The organism is Vibrio sp. J1-1 (assembly GCF_021728395.1).
Classification (GTDB): domain Bacteria; phylum Pseudomonadota; class Gammaproteobacteria; order Enterobacterales; family Vibrionaceae; genus Vibrio.
In genome coordinates, this window is sequence record NZ_JAKKCM010000002.1 from 115,328 (window position 1) to 135,796 (window position 20,469).

18 protein-coding genes are annotated in these 20,469 nt (G+C 45.8%); 6 read left to right on the forward strand and 12 right to left on the reverse strand.

Annotated elements, in window-relative coordinates; translation table 11 throughout:
* Positions 1–460: 460 nt before the first annotated feature.
* Entirely contained in the window at positions 461–1,102 is a 642-nt protein-coding gene (locus L3V31_RS03190; RefSeq protein ID WP_237314648.1) for a TetR/AcrR family transcriptional regulator, read from the forward strand.
* 86 nt (positions 1,103–1,188) lie between these two features.
* Here L3V31_RS03190 and L3V31_RS03195 read toward each other — a convergent pair whose 3' ends face one another.
* Both L3V31_RS03195 and L3V31_RS03200 read right to left on the reverse strand, forming a co-directional pair.
* Positions 1,189–2,592 carry a HAMP domain-containing sensor histidine kinase gene (locus tag L3V31_RS03195; protein ID WP_237314650.1) on the reverse strand — a complete coding sequence of 468 codons (1,404 nt, stop codon included), beginning with the start codon at positions 2,590–2,592 and terminating at the stop codon, positions 1,189–1,191.
* A complete protein-coding gene (locus tag L3V31_RS03200) occupies positions 2,585–3,310 on the reverse strand; it encodes a response regulator (RefSeq protein ID WP_237314653.1) in 726 nt (241 codons plus the stop codon). The genes L3V31_RS03195 and L3V31_RS03200 overlap by 8 nt, the downstream gene beginning before the upstream one ends.
* Before the next feature lie 177 nt (positions 3,311–3,487).
* Between L3V31_RS03200 and L3V31_RS03205 the strand changes: the two genes are divergently transcribed.
* Positions 3,488–3,826: a hypothetical protein gene (locus L3V31_RS03205; RefSeq protein ID WP_237314655.1), complete on the forward strand. Its 339-nt coding sequence runs from the start codon at positions 3,488–3,490 to the stop codon at positions 3,824–3,826.
* A 95-nt stretch (positions 3,827–3,921) separates the two neighbouring features.
* Complete coding sequence (locus tag L3V31_RS03210) at positions 3,922–4,221, forward strand: hypothetical protein (RefSeq protein WP_237314656.1); 300 nt, start codon at positions 3,922–3,924, stop codon at positions 4,219–4,221.
* Between the two features lie 92 nt (positions 4,222–4,313).
* On the opposite strand, the gene L3V31_RS03215 is transcribed toward L3V31_RS03210, so the two are convergent.
* Entirely contained in the window at positions 4,314–4,664 is a 351-nt protein-coding gene (locus L3V31_RS03215; RefSeq protein WP_237314658.1) for a DUF3147 family protein, read from the reverse strand.
* A gap of 400 nt (positions 4,665–5,064) precedes the next feature.
* Positions 5,065–5,967 carry a LysR family transcriptional regulator gene (locus L3V31_RS03220; RefSeq protein ID WP_237314660.1) on the reverse strand — a complete coding sequence of 301 codons (903 nt, stop codon included), beginning with the start codon at positions 5,965–5,967 and terminating at the stop codon, positions 5,065–5,067.
* A 144-nt stretch (positions 5,968–6,111) separates the two neighbouring features.
* Between L3V31_RS03220 and hutH the strand changes: the two genes are divergently transcribed.
* On the forward strand, positions 6,112–7,605 hold the full coding sequence (gene hutH, locus L3V31_RS03225) for a histidine ammonia-lyase (RefSeq protein ID WP_237314661.1): 1,494 nt from the start codon (positions 6,112–6,114) through the stop codon (positions 7,603–7,605).
* Between the two features lie 15 nt (positions 7,606–7,620).
* A complete protein-coding gene (locus L3V31_RS03230) occupies positions 7,621–9,633 on the forward strand; it encodes a urocanate hydratase (protein ID WP_237314663.1) in 2,013 nt (670 codons plus the stop codon).
* Between the two features lie 86 nt (positions 9,634–9,719).
* Here the strand turns inward: L3V31_RS03230 and L3V31_RS03235 are convergent, their stop codons facing one another.
* The 7 genes from L3V31_RS03235 to L3V31_RS03265 form a co-directional block, all read right to left on the reverse strand.
* Positions 9,720–10,241, reverse strand: a complete 522-nt coding sequence (locus tag L3V31_RS03235) for a DUF2058 domain-containing protein (protein WP_237314665.1) — start codon at positions 10,239–10,241, stop codon at positions 9,720–9,722.
* 157 nt (positions 10,242–10,398) lie between these two features.
* Positions 10,399–11,805 (reverse strand): aspartate aminotransferase family protein, encoded by a 1,407-nt coding sequence (locus tag L3V31_RS03240; protein WP_237314667.1) that lies wholly within the window; start codon positions 11,803–11,805, stop codon positions 10,399–10,401.
* Positions 11,806–11,839: 34 nt separating this feature from the next.
* Positions 11,840–13,360: an NAD-dependent succinate-semialdehyde dehydrogenase gene (locus tag L3V31_RS03245; protein WP_237314669.1), complete on the reverse strand. Its 1,521-nt coding sequence runs from the start codon at positions 13,358–13,360 to the stop codon at positions 11,840–11,842.
* Between the two features lie 152 nt (positions 13,361–13,512).
* Positions 13,513–13,992: an Lrp/AsnC family transcriptional regulator gene (locus L3V31_RS03250; protein ID WP_237314671.1), complete on the reverse strand. Its 480-nt coding sequence runs from the start codon at positions 13,990–13,992 to the stop codon at positions 13,513–13,515.
* Between the two features lie 52 nt (positions 13,993–14,044).
* Complete coding sequence (doeB, locus tag L3V31_RS03255) at positions 14,045–15,052, reverse strand: N(2)-acetyl-L-2,4-diaminobutanoate deacetylase DoeB (protein WP_237314673.1); 1,008 nt, start codon at positions 15,050–15,052, stop codon at positions 14,045–14,047.
* A 47-nt stretch (positions 15,053–15,099) separates the two neighbouring features.
* Positions 15,100–16,287 carry an ectoine hydrolase DoeA gene (doeA, locus tag L3V31_RS03260; protein WP_237314675.1) on the reverse strand — a complete coding sequence of 396 codons (1,188 nt, stop codon included), beginning with the start codon at positions 16,285–16,287 and terminating at the stop codon, positions 15,100–15,102.
* A 461-nt stretch (positions 16,288–16,748) separates the two neighbouring features.
* Complete coding sequence (locus L3V31_RS03265; protein ID WP_237314677.1) at positions 16,749–17,753, reverse strand: LacI family DNA-binding transcriptional regulator; 1,005 nt, start codon at positions 17,751–17,753, stop codon at positions 16,749–16,751.
* 381 nt (positions 17,754–18,134) lie between these two features.
* Here L3V31_RS03265 and hxpB point away from each other — a divergent pair, with 381 nt between their 5' ends.
* Entirely contained in the window at positions 18,135–18,809 is a 675-nt protein-coding gene (hxpB, locus tag L3V31_RS03270) for a hexitol phosphatase HxpB (protein ID WP_237314679.1), read from the forward strand.
* A 223-nt stretch (positions 18,810–19,032) separates the two neighbouring features.
* Here the strand turns inward: hxpB and L3V31_RS03275 are convergent, their stop codons facing one another.
* A complete protein-coding gene (locus L3V31_RS03275; protein ID WP_237314681.1) occupies positions 19,033–20,469 on the reverse strand; it encodes a 6-phospho-beta-glucosidase in 1,437 nt (478 codons plus the stop codon).

Here is a 20,469-nt window from a genome sequence, read left to right on the forward strand (position 1 = left end):
CTAAGGATGAATCTGTTATTCGTTTCGTCTTTGCATAACTAGCCTACTTGTTGGTATTAGCCAGTTGGTATTAGCCAGTTGGTATTAGCCAGTTGGTATTAGGACTAAAGCAAAAACCTGACCAATTGGTCGTATTTTTAAAAATAACTTTCCACTTTTAGCTTGAAGGCTTATATATCAAGCATAATATGCGTGCCAGAAAACCCCAATAATTTGAGGGGATCTGATGGGGCGACTGGATTATGTATAACTTTGGTGCTAGCTGTTGTATACATTGCACTCATTTGATGCAGGTCTCGTCCAGCGGAGCAATGGTGACCCCCGATATCAACGGATTGCTGAGCGTTCTCGGGGTTGGCGCGTATCTTGTACAGAGGTCAATAGGCACTTTAGCCAGCTAAGATGAAAAGCTATTTGTTAAGATTGGTAGAGACAAAAAGTCGAAAGATAAGGAGTCAACTTGGTTGTTGAAGCAGGGCAAACGAAACGAGCTAATGTCGGTGAGATCAGGCGACGTAATGAAGAGCAAATCTTACAAGCCGCGGCAGATGAGTTCGTCAAGCATGGTTACAAAGGCACCTCTGTTCAGGCCATTGCTGACAGAGTGAACCTACCTAAGGCGAACCTGCTGTACTACTTCAAGTCAAAGACAGGCCTCTATAAAGCGTTATTGAAAGATATACTCACGCTATGGAATGACGGTTTTTCAGAACAAGCCGCGACGTTGCCGCCTGAAGTCGTGCTGAGAAATTACATCGTCGGCAAGATGCAATACAGCCGAACACACCCAAAAGAGTCGAAGATCTTCGCACAAGAGATTATTCAAGGTGCGCCTATTATTGCAGATTCAATTCAGTTCCCAATGGTCAACTGGGCAGCAGGCAAAGCCACTATCATTCAATCCTGGATCGATCAGGGACTGATTCGCCCTGTTGAGCCTTTGCACTTGTTGTTTCTGATTTGGGGAGCCACTCAGTTTTACGCCGATTTTGATACCGAGATCAGGTTGATCAAAGGTGGACCTCTGTCGACAGAAGAGTTTGAAAAAGCGCAGGAGTTTGTCGTCGATATGGTTTTAAGGGGTTTAAGAGTAACAGAGTAGTCTTGGACTCATACGGTTTAAAAATGGCAGCTTAACTAAATTAGCGCTGCCATTTTTATTCTGCTCTGTTTGAATACTCTCCAAACCTACCGACTCAAACCAATCGTAAAAGTGGTTATCAAGCCATGAGGTTCTTTGTTCCTCAGCCACAGTTTACCCCCATAATTCTGAGCCAGAGCTTTGGTTGTCGCTAAGCCCAAGCCTACATTAGAGCTGTCTGTATCTCGGGCTTTATCTAGTCGGCTAAATGGCTTCAAAACTTCTTCAAATTTAGATGGATCAATACCAATTCCGGTATCGGCAACCGTAAACTCAATACATTCGGGCAGTTTCGTGACACTTAATGTAATCTCACAATTTTCTCCGCCATACTGATGGGCATTGTTAATCAAGTTTTCCACCATTCTGCGTATAGTGATCGGAGGCATCGACTCAACTAAATGGCCTGGACTTGTGTATTGAACTTTTACCGACTTCTCGTCGAACTCATCCACAATAGTTTGCAGCAGACTATCGATATTGACAGGCTGTCTTTCTTCTAAATTGCTGTCATCTTTTGCAAATCTCATGGTTGCTTTGAGCATTTGTTCCATGATCGAAATAGATTTAAGCATTTGCTGTTTGTCTTCTGTATCCTCTGCAAATTCTAATCTGAGACGAAGGCTTGTTAACGGTGTCCTTAAATCGTGAGATATAGCAGCAAGCAAGCGCGTCCTTTCGTCGATAAATTCAGAAATATCGATTTGCATCTTGTTAAATGCTGAGATCGCGGGGAGCAAATCTTTCGGACCTTTATCACTGACAGGTGTGACTTTACGGTTCAAGGCGAACTCTGTTGCAGCTTTTCCCAGCGTTTGTACTGGTCGAAGAGCACGGTGAATAATAAAAAGAGACAGCGTCAGAGTCACAAACATGACGACGGCTAAAGCAATGATGACGTTAACAGACCAATGTGCGATATCTTCCTGAATACCAGACGAGAAGTTTAACCACTTACCGCTGTTCAACTGAATCGAACCGTCAATCGTGGCCAGATAACCCATATGAAGATCTCTTCGCATTTCCATGGCACGTCCAGACATCATAGCGTTGTGCATATCGCTCATGTTCATGATTGGACGAGATCGTTTGACTAACGATAGGTTGACTTCTTCTATCCCTTTAGCCCTAAACTTTTCTTTCAACAGCCTCGTGTCCTCAGAAATCACGTTAGTTTCTACGATCTGTGGATTTGAGGTAATTGAGAGTGACAGATCCGAGCTACTGCTAGCATGAACGATTGATCTATCCAGAGATTCTGGCGTTTGGCCTAATATGTCAACGACGGATAGTACTCTTTGAACGGCTGCTGAAGAGGAGAGCAGGCTCAAACTTTTAGAGCTTTCAGAGGATAACAGGTGGATCGAAAGGTATGAGCTGATACCAAAGCCGATTAACACAATGGCTCCGATTTGGTATATCAGTCCAAGACTCCGAATCCACTTAATCATGATTGACCTCGCAACTCAGCTGATAGCCGCCACCCCAAATCGTTTTTATCAATTTTGGCTCTTTAGGGTCGGTTTCAATTTTCTTGCGCAGGCGGCTAATGAGCGTATCAATCGCCCTGTCATAAACATCAGCACCTCGCCCTTGAACTAACTTGAGTAGATTCTCTCTCTTTAGAACAACATTAGGATGCGTCAGAAAAGCAAGGAGCAGTTCAAATTCCGTGGACGTTAAGGAGACTAAAACGCCATTCTGATCAAATAACTCCCTCGTCGTTACGTTGAGTGACCAGCCGGAAAAATCGTAATTTGTATGGGTTGTGGATACTTGTTCATTAACATTGGGAATGGTGAAGTGGCGTCTTAACACCGACTTAATTCGAGCCAGCAACTCTCTGGGGTTAAAGGGCTTTGCGAGATAATCATCGGCTCCAACTTCCAGACCAACAATCCGATCGATTTCTTCACCCAGTGCAGTAAGCATGATGATCGGTATATTTGATACGGCTCTGACTTCCCGGCACAAGGTTACGCCATCTTTCCCCGGTAACATCAAGTCCAGAATGATCAGGTCAAACCGCTGATGCTGCATGGCCTTCTCCATGCTGTCGCCATCAGCAGCCGTGACAACGTTCAGACCATGCTGAGTTAAAAATCGTTTCAGTAAGTCTCTAATTTCCTGATGATCGTCAACGACCAAAATTCGATAGGCCTGTTCCATCAAACAACCTCAATGGCTTATACATATTATTCAATATAAACATTTCGAAAACGGATGTGTGACAAAGTGTGTCAATCTGAGGGATTGCCAACATTTGTCAGAAATAAAAGGGATTGCGACACACCTACATTCTCAAAAATTGCTGTAATGACAATGAATAGAACAGGTGGAGGATGAATGATGAAAACGTTCACTAAATTATTGGCCGTTGCGAGTGTACTCGCTATTTCAGCAAGTGTGTTTGCACATATGAATAACGGCGACAACAACTTTGGTTTTATGCACTCCATGATGAATCCGGAGAGTCCTCAGTACCAAGCTATGCTCAAACTTCATGGTAACCCTGAAGCCATGCAAGCATGGATGGAAGAAATGCACGATAACCCTGAGGCAATGCAGGAGTGGATGAACCAAGTCCATGGTGGAAACTTTGCTAACAAACAAGGTAGAGGAAACTGCTTTGGGTACCGATTTAACGATCAAGAAAGTACTCAAGAACCCGCAGCCGATGAGTAAATGAGAGCTGTCTCTGTAATGTGGGCTACAGTATAAAGCGATGGTGGAAGTTGCAACACATGCCATCTAGACAGGTAAAAATAACGGAGGAGATTATGAACATATCTAAAGTATGTATACCTGTGCTTTTTGCAGGACTCGCAACAGTATTTGCATCGTTTGCTTATGCGGGCCCACCCATCAAAGCTATGACGATAGAGTGCAACTGGGGAACCTTGACCATGGAAGCGATCAAAGAGCAAGGTTTTGAGCAGGGGAAGCATTCAGCGGATCCTTCGGGTGATGGTCATGGCCCGGGCACTGTCGATGAGCCTAGAAAAGGACTCGCTAATGTCGTTGAGCAAGGAAACTTGGAATATACATGTCAGCTGATTGAAGATCTTTTATCTCAGTAGATGGTTTGACAGATACGGATTAAGCCCACTTCGGTGGGCTTTTGATTAACCAGCGCCGTGGATTGTATTAGCAACCGTGTTCTGTTCAAACTTCACAACAAGTTGATCCCGAACTGCTTTACCAACATATGAGTAAGACCAAAGCAAACAATTGATACTAAGCCGCTTATTAGTAATGTGACCCAAAAAGAGTATTTAGTCAGCAAGTAAGGAAAGAGCAAAAACATGGGTAGCGTTGGCAGCACGTACCAGAAAGTATAAAACGCATGATTAGAGAGTTTATTGCTTCCCTGGCCCTCAATGTACATCCAGATCAATGCTAATATTGTGACAGTCGGTAAAGCAGCAACTAAAGCACCTAATTTATCACTTCGTTTTGCTACTTCAGAAATCAAAACAACGACAGCCGCAGTTGTAAGGTACTTTATGGCAATCCATAGCATGATTGGTCTCCTTGCCCAAAATGAATGAATTTTCTGTCCTCTACGTCGTTCCTTATCTGAGGATACAGATTTTACGCCACTACTCACTCTACCATTTCTCTTAGTTAGCTGAGTTGTGGCTATGGTGCTTTCCAATTGAGTTCGAACGCGATTTCTCTAAGAACTGTAGCTTTTGTATTTTCGTCTTGCATATTGTCTATGTGTTTCTTGAGGAGATTTTTAATTTCATAGACTTGATGAAAAGTGGGATACACATCCTCTTCTCTCGAATTGGAGAGGCCTTTAAACAACTGCTCAGTCTCTGATTCATCAAGCGACAATACAATTGGGGGTATTTAGTCCAGGGGGGAATGAGTATATTCATAGCTCCCTCAATAACGCTACAGGTTGTGCTACCCGATTATGAGTTAGCACCGTGGCAGCGTTTTATTTCTGAAATCAGTGCTTTAGCTAATGGTGAAGCCGAGTTATTTTTTAATGTGATCAGCATGACCGGAATTTGGTAGGTGTACTTGTCTGGCAGGATAGCTTTTAACAGTCCCTTGTCGACCCAACTGCTGGCGTAGTGCTCGGGCAAGTAGCCGATAAACGCGCCCGATAAAATGAGATGGGCAATCCCCTCATCGTGATAGGCAATAGCGCTGTTTTGGTAATTCAGCGCATCGTTTCGGGTTTCCTTGTCTCGCATATAGTTACTGGTGATCACTTCCGCTTGTTGCAAAAGTGTCTTGATTTCAGAGGGCTTGCAGTCGAACAGTGGGTGGCCTTTGCCACAATACAAATAGTTAGTTTCATTATGCAGTGGATAATAGTCGAGCCCCCTTAGTTGGTGGCGACTGACGCCGATGCCGGCCAATGAACGACCATTGACGACGGACGTTTCGACTTCGCGTGCCTCACAGACGTTAATGTCGAACTGTAAGTTATTGCTTCTGTTTTTTAATGAAGAAATGACATCTGCTACGCGGCAGCGCGGATCGTTGACTAAGGTGTCAATCATGGCAATCGTCACTCGGCCCGAGAGTTCATTTTTTGAACTCGCGACTGTTGCTGCAAAGGCTTCACACTGTTGCAGTAATTCTAGTGAGGCTTGATAAGTCACGCGTCCTGCTTCTGTTACTTCAAAGCCACTTCGGCCGCGTTTACACAGCTTAAGCCCAAGCCGTAATTCCAAATCAGATAAATGAGAGCTAATGGTTGAGCGACCGATGTTTAAACGGGTTTCCGCCGCTGACAAACCACCACACTCAACAATAGCAACGAATATTCTTAGCATACGTAAATCAACATCTTGCACCTGCATAGGTAGCCCTCTTTATCGTTTGGATTTTAGTTCGATAAAACCGGAATGAACTACGAACATTATGCTTTTATAAAACATCCAGAGCAAGTTAGCATGAGCCCATAAGTAACGTGATAGCAAAATATCGTATGTTAGGAGAACAAAATGACGTTTAGATATGGTGTAGACCGACTAAACCTAGATATCGTAAATGGAATTGCTGATGGCAGTATCAAAGCGGAACTGTGTGAAGAAGCGCTAGATAAGATCAATGCAAGTCGTCGTAATGTAGACATCATCGCAGCATCAGATAAGGCAGTGTACGGCATCAATACGGGTTTCGGTCCTCTATGTGATACGCAAATCTCACCTGAAGAAACGCATCTGCTACAAAAAAACCTCCTGATTACTCATGCGGTTGGTGTGGGTGAGCCAATTGCTAAACCAATCTCAAAACTGATGCTGATTACTAAGGTACATGCGTTAAGCCAGGGCTACTCAGGTATTCGCCTAGAAGTGGTTCAGCGCATGCTAGCGTTCATCGAACTGGATCTTATCCCTGTTGTACCAGAGCAAGGCTCAGTGGGTGCATCGGGTGACTTAGCACCACTTTCTCACCTGTTTTTACCACTGATTGGTGAAGGTGAATTCTGGAACGGTGACAGCATCATTCCTGCCGCGCAAGCGCTTCGTGAAAACGGTTTAGAGCCACTTGAGCTGCATGCTAAAGAAGGCTTGGCACTGATTAACGGCACGCAGTTTATTTTGTCGCATGCGATTACCGCACTAACAAAAATGCGCTACCTGCTTGATTTAGCTGACCTATCTGGCGCGATGAGTATCGAGGGCATGCAAGGCAGTGGTTCTCCATTCAGAGAAGAGCTTCACCTGACTCGTGCGTTCGCAGGTAACCTTGAAGTGGCGGCTCGAATGAGACGTTTCTTCCAAGGCTCAGAAAACATGGCTTCTCATGCGCATTGTGTTCGCGTGCAAGACCCGTACTCACTACGTTGTATTCCTCAGGTACACGGTGCTTCTCGCAATGCCTATAACCACTTAAAAGAACTTGCTGAAATCGAAATGAACTCGGTAACGGATAACCCGATTGTTATCAGCTCCGAAGAAGCGATTTCCGGTGGTAGTTTCCATGGTCAACCTCTTGCGATGGTGTTGGATTACGCTTCAATCGCAGCAGCGGAACTGGGCAACATTGCCGACCGTCGTTGTTACCTACTCCTTGAAGGCTTGCACGGTCTACCGCGTCTATTGACTTCATCCGGTGGCCTTAACTCAGGCATGATGATTCCGCAATATGCGACAGCGGCGCTGGTTACTGAAAACAAATCACTGTGTTTCCCACCGTCTGCTGACAGCGTACCAACCTCAATGGGTCAGGAAGATCACGTTTCGATGGGCAGCATCTCAGGTCGAAAACTGAACCAGATCTTAGGTAACTTAGAAAAGATCTTAGCTATCGAACTTATGTATGCTGCACAGGCGATAGAGTTTAGACGTCCGAACAAATGTTCAGATTTGATCGAAGAAAATTTCCATATTATTCGTGAGAAAGTTGCCAAGCTAGAAGAAGACCGTCTGCTTAAACCAGATATTGATGCGATGATCACACTTGTTAAGACACAAGCGTTTAACGTTAACTAAGGGGAGCCGCTAAGGATGGAAACTGTATTGAATTTTCAACAACAAATTAAACAAGGGATCCCTAGCACTTTGCCGGAAGCAAAACCGTATCCAGCAGGTGTAAACCGTGCGCCAAAACGCAAAGACATTCTGACTCCTGAAGAAAAGCAATTGGCGATTCGTAATGCATTGCGTTACTTCCCGAAAGAGTGGCATCAGGAACTGGCTACAGAGTTTGCTCAGGAACTGAAAGATTTTGGCCGTATCTACATGTATCGCTTCAAACCGAGCTATGAGATGAAAGCTCGCTCTATTGCTGACTATCCGGCCAAGTGTGAGCAGGCAGCCGCGATCATGCTGATGATCGACAACAACTTAGATCCTGCAGTGGCGCAGCATCCAGAAGAACTCATCACTTACGGTGGTAACGGCGCGGTATTCCAGAACTGGGCGCAATACCTGCTGACCATGAAGTACTTAAGTGAGATGGAAAGCGACCAGACTCTGCACTTGTACTCTGGCCACCCTATGGGTCTGTTCCCGTCGTCTAAAGATGCGCCGCGCGTCGTCGTTACCAACGGTATGATGATCCCTAACTACTCGAAGCCAGATGATTGGGAAAAATTCAACGCATTAGGCGTGACTCAATATGGTCAAATGACGGCTGGCTCGTTCATGTACATTGGTCCTCAGGGCATCGTACACGGCACCACAATTACGGTGATGAATGCATTCCGTAAGGTGCTGGAAAAAGGTCAAAGCCCGCAAGGTAAGATCTTCCTGACTGCAGGTCTTGGCGGTATGAGTGGGGCACAGCCTAAAGCCGGTAACATCGCGAACTGTATTACTGTGTGCGCAGAAGTGAACCCGAAAGCGGCGATTAAGCGTCACGAACAAGGCTGGGTTGATGAGTTGGTCGACAACATGGACGCACTGGTTGAGCGTGTTCGTAAAGCTCAGGCTAACGAAGAAGTGGTATCGATTGCCTTTATCGGTAACGTGGTTGATGTATGGGAAGCCTTCTACGAGAAGGAGATCTTCGTACACCTAGGTTCTGACCAGACGTCGCTACACAACCCTTGGTCAGGCGGTTACTACCCGGTGGACATCAGCTATGAAGAGTCGAACCGTCTTATCCGTGAAGAGCCAGAATTGTTCAAGGTAAAAGTACAAGAGACTCTGAAGCGCCATGCTGATGCGGTAAACAAGCACACGGCTCGTGGTACTTACTTCTTTGATTACGGTAATGCGTTCTTGCTGGAAGCCTCTCGCGCTGGTGGCGATGTGATGGCGGAAAACGGCATTGACTTCAAATACCCGTCATACGTGCAGGACATTCTTGGTCCTATGTGTTTTGACTACGGTTTTGGTCCGTTCCGTTGGGTTTGTACTTCAGGTAAGCCAGAAGAGCTGGACAGAACCGATGAGATTGCTGCGGAAGTACTAAGCAAGATCATGCAAGAGTCGCCAGAAGAAATTCAGCAGCAGATGCAAGACAACATCACTTGGATCAAAGATGCGAAACAGAACAAACTGGTTGTAGGTTCACAAGCTCGTATTCTTTACGCGGATGCGCAAGGTCGTATGGAAATAGCGAAAGCATTTAACGATGCGATTAATCGCGGAGAAATCGGTCCTGTGGTACTTGGTCGTGACCACCACGATGTAAGTGGTACTGATTCACCGTTCCGTGAAACGTCAAACATCTACGATGGTAGCCGCTTTACTGCTGATATGGCGATTCACAATGTAATCGGTGATGGTTTCCGTGGCGCGACTTGGGTTTCTATCCACAACGGCGGCGGTGTAGGCTGGGGTGAAGTGATCAACGGTGGCTTTGGTATGTTGCTTGACGGCAGTGACAGCGCAGAGCGCCGATTGAAGTCAATGCTATTGTTCGATGTGAACAACGGTATCGCACGTCGTAGCTGGGCACGTAACAAAGAAGCTAATTTTGCGATTCAACGTGAAATGGAAAGAACACCGAAGTTAAAAGTGACACTAGCTAACCAGGTTGACGATAACATTATCGATAACTTGTCTTTCTAAGTAACTTGAAAGCAAGATAACAGTAGAAAGAAACAAAAAGGCAGCGAAATAGCTGCCTTTTCTTTTATAAAATGAGTCCTTACTGCTTACCACATCAGATCGTCTGGAACGACGAATTCTGCATATGGGTCGTCTTCTTCAGGGATGTCGGCTTCAGGTTCTTTTTGATCGATAATCACTGATTCGTCACGCTGCGCAATTTTGTTTGCTACGCCGCGTGGGATGACTACATAGCTCTCGCCTACAACCGCAATAGCGAGAATACCTTTGATCAACTGTTCACGAATCAGAGAATCAACGTACAGTGATTTCACCAAAGTACCGTCGGTGAAGTTGTATTTGATGTCGCCATCTTTCAAATCAACTTTGTTCATTTCGATCAATTGATTGATTTGAGCTCTGATTTCTTTACTCAAACGTTCAGCATTCTGTTGTTTGCTCAACTCTTTATCTCGTTCTAACTGCTGGCGTTTGCTTTCTTCAACGGCCGCTTTGACTTCGCGTGCCTGAACGCGGGATTTTTTAGAACCTTTTTTCGCTTTCTTTAGTTTTTTCTCGTTAACCAAGCCAGCTTTTAGCATTTGTTCTTGAAGGGTTAGTTTTGCCATGTTTAATCCAGTTAATACGCAATTTTTGCCATTTTAACCAGTCCTGATCCGCAAGGAAAGGGCAGGGAAGGGATGTAGGGTGAATATCCTAATAAAATGCCGGCTTTTGCGGTAAAAGCCGGCATGTCATGCTCAGTATGGTTAACGTTGACGGCCGTTATTTAGCGTTCCACTGCTTAGAGGTGACGAGGTTATCCATCACTTTATTGACCGCTCGATGCGCTTTATCCACGATAGTATCGACGTCGTTGCGGTTGGTAATGAGTGCAGGCGCAAAGCCCAGAATATCGCCATGTGGCATGGCTCGGGCAATCAGTCCGACTTCCAGGCAGGCTGCGGATACTTGCGGGCCAACTTTTAAGTTCGGGTCAAATTGTGCTCGACGCAGTTTGTCAGGCGAAAACTCCAGTGCATGCAGTAAACCAATACCACGAGAATCCCCGACGAGCGGATGATCTATGAAGGTTTCGTTCATGCGTTGCTGCAAGTAAGCGCCCACATCTGCTGCGTTTTGTACTAAGCCTTCTCGCTCAATGATATCTAAGTTGCAGTTTGCAGCCGCTGCGCCCATCGGGTGACCAGAATAGGTGTAGCCGTGGCCAATTGCGCCCCATTGGTCGGTGCCGTTTTCCAGTACACTCCACACTCGTTCGCCGACAATCACACCAGAAAGTGGCTGGTACGCCGATGTTAAGCCTTTTGCTACCGTGATAAGGTCTGGCTTCATGTCATAGTGGATAGAGCCAAAATCGGAGCCCAAACGTCCAAAACCACATACCACTTCATCTGCGATCAATAAAACATCATACTTATCGAGTACTTTACGGATCGCCTGCCAGTAGCCTTCTGGCGGTGGCACAATACCACCAGTTCCGAGCACAGGCTCTGCAATCATTGCCGCGACGGTTTCTGGCCCTTCGGCAAGAATCATCGACTCAAGCTGATCTGCACAGTATTGAGAGAATTCCAGTTCCGACATGCTGTCATTTTCACGACGGTAATAATAAGGTGCTATCGTATGTTTGATGCGTTCCAGTGGCAGATCAAAATGAGCATGGAACAGTGGCAAGCCAGTCATTGAGCCCGAAGCGATGCTTGAACCATGGTAAGCGCGATCTCGGGAGATGATTTTCTTTTTCTCTGGGAGGCCACGGACATTGTTGTAATACCAGACTAATTTGAGCTGGGTTTCATTCGCATCACTACCTGACATGCCGTAGTAGACTTTACTCATGCCGTCCGGTGCCATTTTGATGATACGGTCTGAGAGTTTGACCAAGGCTTCATTGGTATGACCGACATAGGTGTGGTAGTACGCCAGTTCTTTCGCTTGCTCGTAAATCGCCTCCGCCATTTCTGTTCTGCCATAACCAATGTTTACGCAATACAAGCCGGCAAATCCGTCGATAAGTTCAGTGCCTTCTGAGTCGGTGATTCGAATGCCTTGCCCGCTTGATATGATTCTGCCCGGAAGCTCACCAGCCGCGTACTGCTTTAGGTGGGTTGAGGCATGAAACACACGTTGACGATCGATCTCCAGTAGTTGTTGTGTTTTATTGCTCATAGTCCTTCTCCTGTTTATCTTCAACTTTCCTGTCTCAACAGCCACTAACGCTAGGCAGGTTGCCTAAGCAGCAATATTTAATTTCGCTGAACTCTTCAAAGCCGTGGTGGCTCCCCTCGCGCCCTAATCCCGACTGTTTTACGCCGCCAAAGGGGATAGGGTGCCCGGTCATCTTGACGGAGTTGACGCTCACCATGCCAAACTCCAAGCCGCGCATACATCGCCAGATCTGGTGAATATCATGGCCATAAACGTAGGCAGCGAGGCCATATTCTGTGTCGTTACTCATGTCGATCACGGTGTCTAAATCTTGATAGGGAAGCACGCCGGCGACGGGACAAAAGTTTTCTTCACGGTAGACGGCCATCTCTGGTGTCACATCGGCGAGTAGCGTTGGCGCAAAGAAGTTTTCACCCGGAACCTCGTTGTGGTAACCCGCGACCAATCTCGCACCTTTATCAAGGGCGTCACGGACGAGGTCATGGGCTTTGTCCACGGCCGCTCGATTGATCAGCGGTCCCATAGTGGTCTTGTTGTCTAAGCCGTTGCCTAAAACAATTTTGTCCATCTCTTTAGCAAAAGCCTCGAGAAAGACTTGGTATTTATCGTGTGGAACAAATATGCGATTTGCCGCTAAACAATCTTGTCCGGCGGTTTGAAACTTTGCTTCTACGGCTGCTTTGGCTGCTGATCCAATTTCCATATCGGGCAGGACAATAAAGGGCGCGTTTCCCCCCAATTCCATACTGCATTTCTTCACGGTTTGCGCCGCGTCGCGCAGCAGCAATTTACCTACCCGAGTGGAGCCTGTGAATGACAGAGCTTTTACTTTATCGGAGTGACACAGTGTCTTAGAGACCATGGCAGCGTCGCCCGTGACTACATTAAAAACACCTGCCGGAAATCCTGCTCGATCGGCCAGTTCTGCCAGCGCTAAAGATGAAAATGGCGTTTCGCTCGCAGGTTTGATGATGACCGGACATCCAATCGCTAATGCGGCAGCGGCTTTTCTCGTCACCATGGCATTAGGGAAATTCCATGGTGTAATCAATGCCGCAACCCCAATAGGCTCACGTATTGTGGAAAGCTGGGCATTCGGTATATGGCTGGGAATGGTTTCACCGTAGCTACGACGTGCTTCTTCTGCAAACCAGCGAATAAAAGACGCGCCATAATCAATTTCACCAAGTGCGTCGCCTATGGTTTTGCCTTGCTCCATCACCATCAAACGCGCGAGATCTTGTTTGGATTGCAGAATCATATCGTGCCAACGCATCAATACTTCAGCGCGTTGTTCTGCCTGCATTTTTCGCCACTGACGAAAGGCGCGATCGGCATCATCAATCGTTTGGTAGAGTTGCTGCTGGGACAGTCGGGTGGTATATCCGATCACACTTGCGTCGGCTGGGTTATGAACGGGATGGAAATGGTCTCCGCTTGTCCACTTGCCATTAACGTAAGCGAGCCCTCTTACCAAGCGTACGTCTTCCATGATTGCCATCATGTCATGCGACGCTTTGACTTCGTCGCCATGAAAGTTATGAAGTGCTGTCATAAGTCCCTCTCGAGCTTCGTTATCCATAGTTAAACTGTAATCGAGGAGGGAGTTAAATTATTTCTGATGGGAGGGCCGGTACTGTGACATTTTTCTTTATAAAGACAGAAAGTCGCGTTTTTTTCTGCTTAGAACAGGTTTAACTTTTCCTTTTAGAACAAAACGTTTTGATTGATCTCTAAACTGCCTGAATCTCGCTTGATGGTTTTGGTGACGATGTAAGTAAAATAGCGTTCAATGCCCACTTCAGAATCAAGCCAGTTATCAATCAGTCGCTGGTATTGATCGATGTCCTCTGATTGAACTTTGAGGATGTAATCAACGCCGCCACCCGTGGCATAGCAGTCGGTCACTTCAGGGGTATGCTTGACCAATTGTTCAAAGCGCTTGAAAGCCTGCGCGTTGTGCTCTTTGAGTGAAACCTCAACCATGACTGAGGTTCGTTTGAATAACACATCGGTATTCACCTTTGCACCATAACCTTCGATGATGCCGGCTTCTTCAAGTTTTTTAACCCGTTCCCAGCACGGACTGACGGAAAGGTTTATTTCTTCCGCAAGATGGGATTTAGTGATGCGGCCATTGTCATGAAGGATCTGTAGAATTTTGACGTCGTAGCGATCGAGGCGCATGGTTGGTCTCCTCTTGGTTTGGACGAAATACTGACGAAAGTAAGCAAGATGTTTAAAAGAATTCTCCGCAATCTTTGGCAATGACAGCGAGCGTGTCACCAATATTCACCATAGCAGGAAAACGGCGCGCAGCGAAAATACCGTCTCGCTCTGATTTGTATTCTATTGGGGCTTCGCCAGTTCGTTCGATAGAGTAGATTCTTACAATGACATCACCCTGATTGATGGCATCACCAAGCTCAAATCGGTATTCCGCGATACCTCTGTGCTGACTTTGGACATAACAGTCTGCATCTGGCATATCGAGCAACTGGGTTGGTTGACTTGGCTTTTCATAATCACCAGAAAGGTTGCCTGCAAAACGCAGGAAATTACGGATACCGCGATCGGCATATTGAATAGTTTGTGGAGTGCTGGTGCCGCCTCCACGCAGTTCAGTAGTGACGAAGACTTTACCCTGAGATTCCACGGCGGTGTCATATAAGCTGGTGGCATCCATTTCGAGCATGATCATGGTATAAGGGGCGCCAAACAGTTTCGCTCCTAATATGCAGGCTTCTTCTTGTTCTGGGTTATCTAGGCGGTGCGCGGCTGCAAATGGGAGGATATCTAACGTTTTGCCCCCTGAGTGAATATCCAGAGCGAAATCGCACAGTGGCACCAAATAACGGGAGAAGTAGTCGGCGATCTTCTTTGTCACGGTTCCTACAGGGTTTCCGGGAAAACTACGGTTTAAGTTACCTTTGTCGATAGGGGACGTGCGAGAGGCATTCTGGACAGATGGCAAGTTCATCATTGGCACAATAATGACGCGTCCGCGAATTTGTTCGGGTTGTAGTGAACTCGATAGCTTTAAGAGACTGGTGATCCCTTCATATTCGTCGCCATGGTTTCCTCCGGTCAAAAGTGATGTTGGACCTGGGCCATTTTTTATCACCGTTATTGGGATCATAATGCTCCCCCACGCGGAATCATCATGGGAGTGAGGTAGGGTTAAAAATCCGTGTTGGGTACCTTCTCGGTCAAAGTCGACAGTGGCTGTGATCGAGCTGTTTTGCATGCAAACTCCTTGTTCTTTGCTAAGTGTTTCGTTTCAACCTTTCTTGATCAGTGTTTAATAAACAAATGGCGAGGGAAATCACATAATGTTTTGGCACCTAGCCGGGTAATGACAATGCTTTCCGTGGTCTCTAGACCCCAGTCTTTAAACCATAGGCCGGGCATAAAATGAAACGTCATGCCTTCTTTCAGTATTGTCTTGTCGGTGTCGCGAAGGCTCATGGTGCGCTCGCCCCAATCTGGCGGATAGCTGAGACCAATAGGGTAACCACAACGAGCTCCTTCACGGGAAAAGCCTGCTTTATCGAGGACTTTGTTCAACGCATTGGCAATATCGGCACAAGTGTTGCCCGGTTTAGCTGCCTCTAAGCCAGCCTCAAGTCCGCGAGTCAGTGCTTCATCTGCGCGTTTGAACTTATCATCGGGCTCGCCCAAGAAAATGGTGCGAGATAAAGGGCAGTGGTAACGCCGATGCGCTCCTGCGATTTCAAAAAAAGTGCCTTCTCCTTTTTTGAATGGTCTGTCGTCCCAGGTTAAGTGAGGCGCGGAAGCATCGGCACCCGAAGGTAATAGCGGAACAATAGCGGTGTAATCACCAAAATGTTCCTCATGACCAAGAACGGCCTGACGGTTAATTTCTGCTACCAGATGATGTTTTGGTAAGCCCGGCTCTATCATGTCAAACGCGACACGGTGCATGTTTTCTACAATACGTGCAGCGCGGTACATATACGATAACTCTTGGTCAGACTTTACCGCACGACACCAATTCACCAAACCAGTAGCATCGAGCAACTGCGCATTCGGCAAATGGTCGATCAGCGATTCGTAAGCGGTCGCACTAAAGTAATAGTTGTCTTTTTCTACACCAATACGGCCACGGTCCCAGCAGCGGGGCGTCAATACGGACTCAACCAAATAATCCATTGGGTGGAGAGGTGGGTTCATCACATAATGATCGGGGTAGGAGGCGATGTTTTCAGCCGACATATACGCGGTTCGATAAGCGCCGTTTGCGTCGTGGTAGCGTCCGAACCAGATAGGTTCGCCTTCAGGACCTACAATCACGCATTGAGGCACATAAAAAGACCATCCATCGTACCCGGTCAACCAAGACATGTTGGATGGGTCATGAATGATGAGTAAATCTAATTCGCGTTCGAGCATCGATTGTCGAACCTTGGATAAACGTTCTTGGAATTCCTCCAACGTAAAATGCATAGTAATGCCTCTCATACACTCTCCTTGTAGAAAATCCGATGCTCTTGGCCCTCGGAAGTGAGGTCTCTAATCCTATACTCAGATCACTTGGACCTATCGTTATTTTTAACCACGGTTTGAAATCGATGGTTAAAAATATCGGCACAATTATCTACTCCTCGTTGTTTTAATTCTTATCAATAAAAACAAGTGTGGTTGAGATTTGTCCTAAATGCCGCATTTTTTTATGTAAAAAACGCTTAGACCCGTTTTGGGGCAAAGGTGCACTATGGAAAATTAAATCGGTAGGTTTATGTATCTTCGGGATTTTTTGAGAACAGGCTGTGAACTGAACACCTTTGAGTTCTGGTCAAAGATTGATAGCGATAGTCGAATGCTTAGTGGCGAATTGGGCACGCTTTTAGCTTAATGAGCCCGCGCTATTGAAGGAAAAGTAAAGCGCGGGGTAGAGAGTCTGTTCATTGCTAAAAGCGATATTAGCTTAGTTTTTGAGTGGATTCTCTTACTTGCAGCGAGCCCTGATATTGGAAGTGTTTTTGAACGGTCTGCTGTTCTTTATTAAGGGTAAGTGCGGTAGTGATAGCATCGCGAGTGAGCTCTAAAATAGGCAGTTCTACCGTTGAAATTCGCGGTACCATATAACTCGCAGTTGGGTCACCATCGATACCAATTACTGAAATATCTTCAGGAACTTTTAGTCCTTTGTCATGTAATGCACGAATCGCACCGATAGCCATCGAGTCGGTACACGAAAAAATAGCGCTAAAAGGTATCCCACTATCAATCAATTTGATCGTGGCGTCATAACCACTTTTGGTGGTGCTCTCACCTTCGAAAATAAGTGAGTCTACGACGGTTATATCATGCTCTACCAGGGTTTGTTTGTAGGCAGAAAGACGTTTCTGACCCGTACTGCTGTACATTGGTGTAGTAATACAGGCGACTTGCTTATGGCCAAGATCTAAAAGATATTGAGTTGCAAGACGCGCCACTTGCTCTTGATCGAAATAAAAGCTGAATAACTTTTCATCGTCCAAAGCACGATTGATAACGATTAGTTGGGTTTTCATTTCCTGTTGCAGAGTAGAAAGCTGTTGCTCAGATAAATGACGGCTGTAAATCAGAATGGCATCGCAGTTATGAGCGTTCAGGGAGCGAACGGCTTCCTCTTCGCCCTCAGCATTGTCGCTGCTGTTCATCACAAACAATTTCTTGTCAGCTTTTTGCATATCTATTGCGGCTTCGGTCAGCATGGAACCAAAATAGTGACTTTCAAAATGAGGGAGAATTAAGCCGAACGTATTGTAGCTGTTTGTTGCCAAAGCACGCGCAAAAGCATTAGGTTGATAACCTAAAGATTTCATAGCCGCTAACACAGACTCACGAGTCTGATCTTTCACATATTCGCTTCCATTTATAACTCTGGATACCGTCGCCTTTGAAACACCTGCAGCTTTACATACGTCTTTGATTGTCGCCATTTTTTTATTCCCAAATACTTTGGTTTGGCAGTTTACACTATTTGCCTGAGCGAAGGTAAACCGTTGTCTTATTTTAGACGCAAGTTCAATACACACAGATTAATCACGTGGAATGAGAGCAAAAAGTGGTCTGGTTTTGCTTGTCCTCACAGTTTTCTGAGAATTATCGCACTCGAACTGTAACCGGTTTCAGTTGTTGGTGTATGCTAATTACGAGCATCGAAGTCTCTTGATAAGTATAAGCACATTTATGCTTTGCTATTCAGTTAGCTGACGGCAATGACTCCTACAGGATTTCCCTGTCAAAACAACATAGTTCGAACCCTGCATCTTAAAGTCATTTTGATAACATTTTTCATAATTAAGGAACAGGAAACCATTTTGATAGACACAATTATTTTTGATATGGACGGCGTGCTTGTTGATTCTGAGCCGTTCTGGCGCAAGGCGAAGGTCAACGCGGTTGCACGTTTTGGTGGACAAATCACCGAGCAGCTTGCTTATCAGAGTACTGGCCTTCGCATCGATGAAATAGCCAATTATTGGATACGCTACTGTAATTTAGATCCGAAATGTGCCCCAGATCTTGCAGATGCTATTTTGATAGAAGTGATCGCACAAATTAAGACGCACGGTCAACTTCTTCCGGGCGTAAAAGAATCTTTGGATATTCTGGCCAAAACGGGTTTGAAAATTGGTTTGGCTTCTTCTTCACCATTGCGATTAATCGAGGCAGTACTGGATACTTTCGAAATCGGTACGTATTTCTCGGTCTATGTTTCTGCAGAGCATCTGCCATATGGAAAACCTCACCCGCAGGTATACATGGATGCGGCAGTGAAGTTGAATACAGAGCCTCATAACTGCTTGGCTATTGAAGACTCAGTTAACGGTTTGATTGCCGCGAAAGCAGCAGGTATGACCGCTATTTGTGTGCCTGAACCGGGGCAGGAAATGAATCCACGCTTTGGTATTGCAGATATCAAGCTTACCTCTCTTGAAGACTTTTCTACTTCCAAAGAGGTTTTGAAACTTCTTGGTAAATCAATAGTTTGATCTTGGACGGATTAGAGGTTGGCTGACTGCATTCGCTCCAATTTAGGTTGAATAAAAGGGCTTCCCCTAGGATCTAGAGAAGCCCTTTTTGTTCCTAAAATATCTGCTTTGACTTATATCCGTTATCTGCGGTCGTTGTTTGGGAGCGATCTTCAGGATAAAAAATGCACCCTTCGCCGGGGCTTAGGGTGCATTATGCTATCTACAGTTTCTCGCTGTCGCTTTACAGTTTTTCACCGTTGCTGCTGATGACGTCTTTGTACCAATAGAAGCTCTTCTTACGGCTACGACCCATGGTTCCTGTGCCATCGTCGTGACGGTCGACGTAAATAAAGCCATAACGTTTACGGTATTCACCTGTACCGTAAGACACACAGTCAATGCAGCCCCAAGGGGTATAGCCCATTAAATCAACACCGTCGTAGTTAACCGCCTTTTGCATTTCTTCAATATGCGCTTTTAGGTAATCAATTCGATAGTCGTCGTTGATTTCGCCGTTCTCTTCGACTTTGTCAATTGCGCCAAATCCATTTTCTACAATGAATAATGGTTTGTTGTAGCGCTCATACAGCTCGCAGAGCGAGTAGCGCAGACCTACTGGGTCAATCTGCCAACCCCACTCAGACGCTTGAACGTAAGGGTTCTTAACGCTGCCGGTAAAGCCGCTCATTGATCCTTCTGTAGTTTGTTCCGCATCGGCTTTTACCGCGACCGACATGTAGTAACTAAAGCCAATATAGTCACAAACACCTTCTTTTAAGATCTCCAGATCGCCTGGTTCCATCTTGATGTTGTAGCCTTTGCGTTCCCAATCTTTCAGTGTGTAGGCCGGATATTCACCACGCATATGGACATCACTGAAGAAGAAGCGGTTACGCATCGCTTCTTGAGCCAGTATGACGTCATCCGGATTACACGAATATGGATAAATTGGTACCCACGCAACCATACAGCCAATTTGGAAGTCAGGGTTGATTTCGTGACCCAGTTTTACCACTTTGGCACTGGCTACCATTTCATGGTGAACCACCTGGTACATACACTCTTCAGGATTTTCCTCAACGGTATAATCCACACCTGAGTTTGAATAACCCCACAGCGGTAAATGAAGATCACGCTGGTTGTTGATCTCGTTAAACGTCATCCAGTATTTGACTTTGTTTTTGTAGCGATTCATTACTGTTTCTGCGTAACGAACAAAGAAATCCACAACGCGACGATCTTTGAAACCACCGTACTCTTTTGACAAGTGCAGCGGCATTTCAAAGTGAGATAAGGTAATAACTGGCTCAATACCGTGTTTCAATAGCTCATCAAACAAATCATCGTAGTACTGCAGGCCCGCTTCATTTGGTACTAGTTCATCACCATTTGGGAAAATGCGTGGCCAGTAGATTGAAGTACGAAAGCACTTAAAGCCCATTTCAGCTAGTAGTGCAACATCACCTTTGTAGTGATCGTAGAATGCCGTTGCCTCGTGGTTAGGGTAGTGATAACCCTCCAACACACCATCGGTAATTTTGCGCTGTGTGTTTACGTCGCCACCGGACAACACATCAACAATACTTGGACCTTTTCCATCACGGTCCCATCCGCCTTCAACTTGGTGTGCTGCTACTGCACCGCCCCATAGAAAGTCGTCAGGAAATACATTACTCAT

Excerpts from the sequence above, each read along its gene's own strand:
- L3V31_RS03195 (WP_237314650.1), bottom strand. The coding sequence starts at position 2,592 with ATGATTAAGTGGATTCGGAGTCTTGGACTGATATACCAAATCGGAGCC.
- L3V31_RS03200 (WP_237314653.1), bottom strand. The coding sequence starts at position 3,310 with ATGGAACAGGCCTATCGAATTTTGGTCGTTGACGATCATCAGGAAATT.
- L3V31_RS03205 (WP_237314655.1), top strand. The coding sequence starts at position 3,488 with ATGATGAAAACGTTCACTAAATTATTGGCCGTTGCGAGTGTACTCGCT.
- L3V31_RS03210 (WP_237314656.1), top strand. The coding sequence starts at position 3,922 with ATGAACATATCTAAAGTATGTATACCTGTGCTTTTTGCAGGACTCGCA.
- L3V31_RS03215 (WP_237314658.1), bottom strand. The coding sequence starts at position 4,664 with ATGCTATGGATTGCCATAAAGTACCTTACAACTGCGGCTGTCGTTGTT.
- L3V31_RS03220 (WP_237314660.1), bottom strand. The coding sequence starts at position 5,967 with ATGCAGGTGCAAGATGTTGATTTACGTATGCTAAGAATATTCGTTGCT.
- hutH (WP_237314661.1), top strand. The coding sequence starts at position 6,112 with ATGACGTTTAGATATGGTGTAGACCGACTAAACCTAGATATCGTAAAT.
- L3V31_RS03230 (WP_237314663.1), top strand. The coding sequence starts at position 7,621 with ATGGAAACTGTATTGAATTTTCAACAACAAATTAAACAAGGGATCCCT.
- L3V31_RS03235 (WP_237314665.1), bottom strand. The coding sequence starts at position 10,241 with ATGGCAAAACTAACCCTTCAAGAACAAATGCTAAAAGCTGGCTTGGTT.
- L3V31_RS03240 (WP_237314667.1), bottom strand. The coding sequence starts at position 11,805 with ATGAGCAATAAAACACAACAACTACTGGAGATCGATCGTCAACGTGTG.
- L3V31_RS03245 (WP_237314669.1), bottom strand. The coding sequence starts at position 13,360 with ATGACAGCACTTCATAACTTTCATGGCGACGAAGTCAAAGCGTCGCAT.
- L3V31_RS03250 (WP_237314671.1), bottom strand. The coding sequence starts at position 13,992 with ATGCGCCTCGATCGCTACGACGTCAAAATTCTACAGATCCTTCATGAC.
- doeB (WP_237314673.1), bottom strand. The coding sequence starts at position 15,052 with ATGCAAAACAGCTCGATCACAGCCACTGTCGACTTTGACCGAGAAGGT.
- doeA (WP_237314675.1), bottom strand. The coding sequence starts at position 16,287 with ATGAGAGGCATTACTATGCATTTTACGTTGGAGGAATTCCAAGAACGT.
- L3V31_RS03265 (WP_237314677.1), bottom strand. The coding sequence starts at position 17,753 with ATGGCGACAATCAAAGACGTATGTAAAGCTGCAGGTGTTTCAAAGGCG.
- L3V31_RS03275 (WP_237314681.1), bottom strand. The coding sequence starts at position 20,469 with ATGAGTAATGTATTTCCTGACGACTTTCTATGGGGCGGTGCAGTAGCA.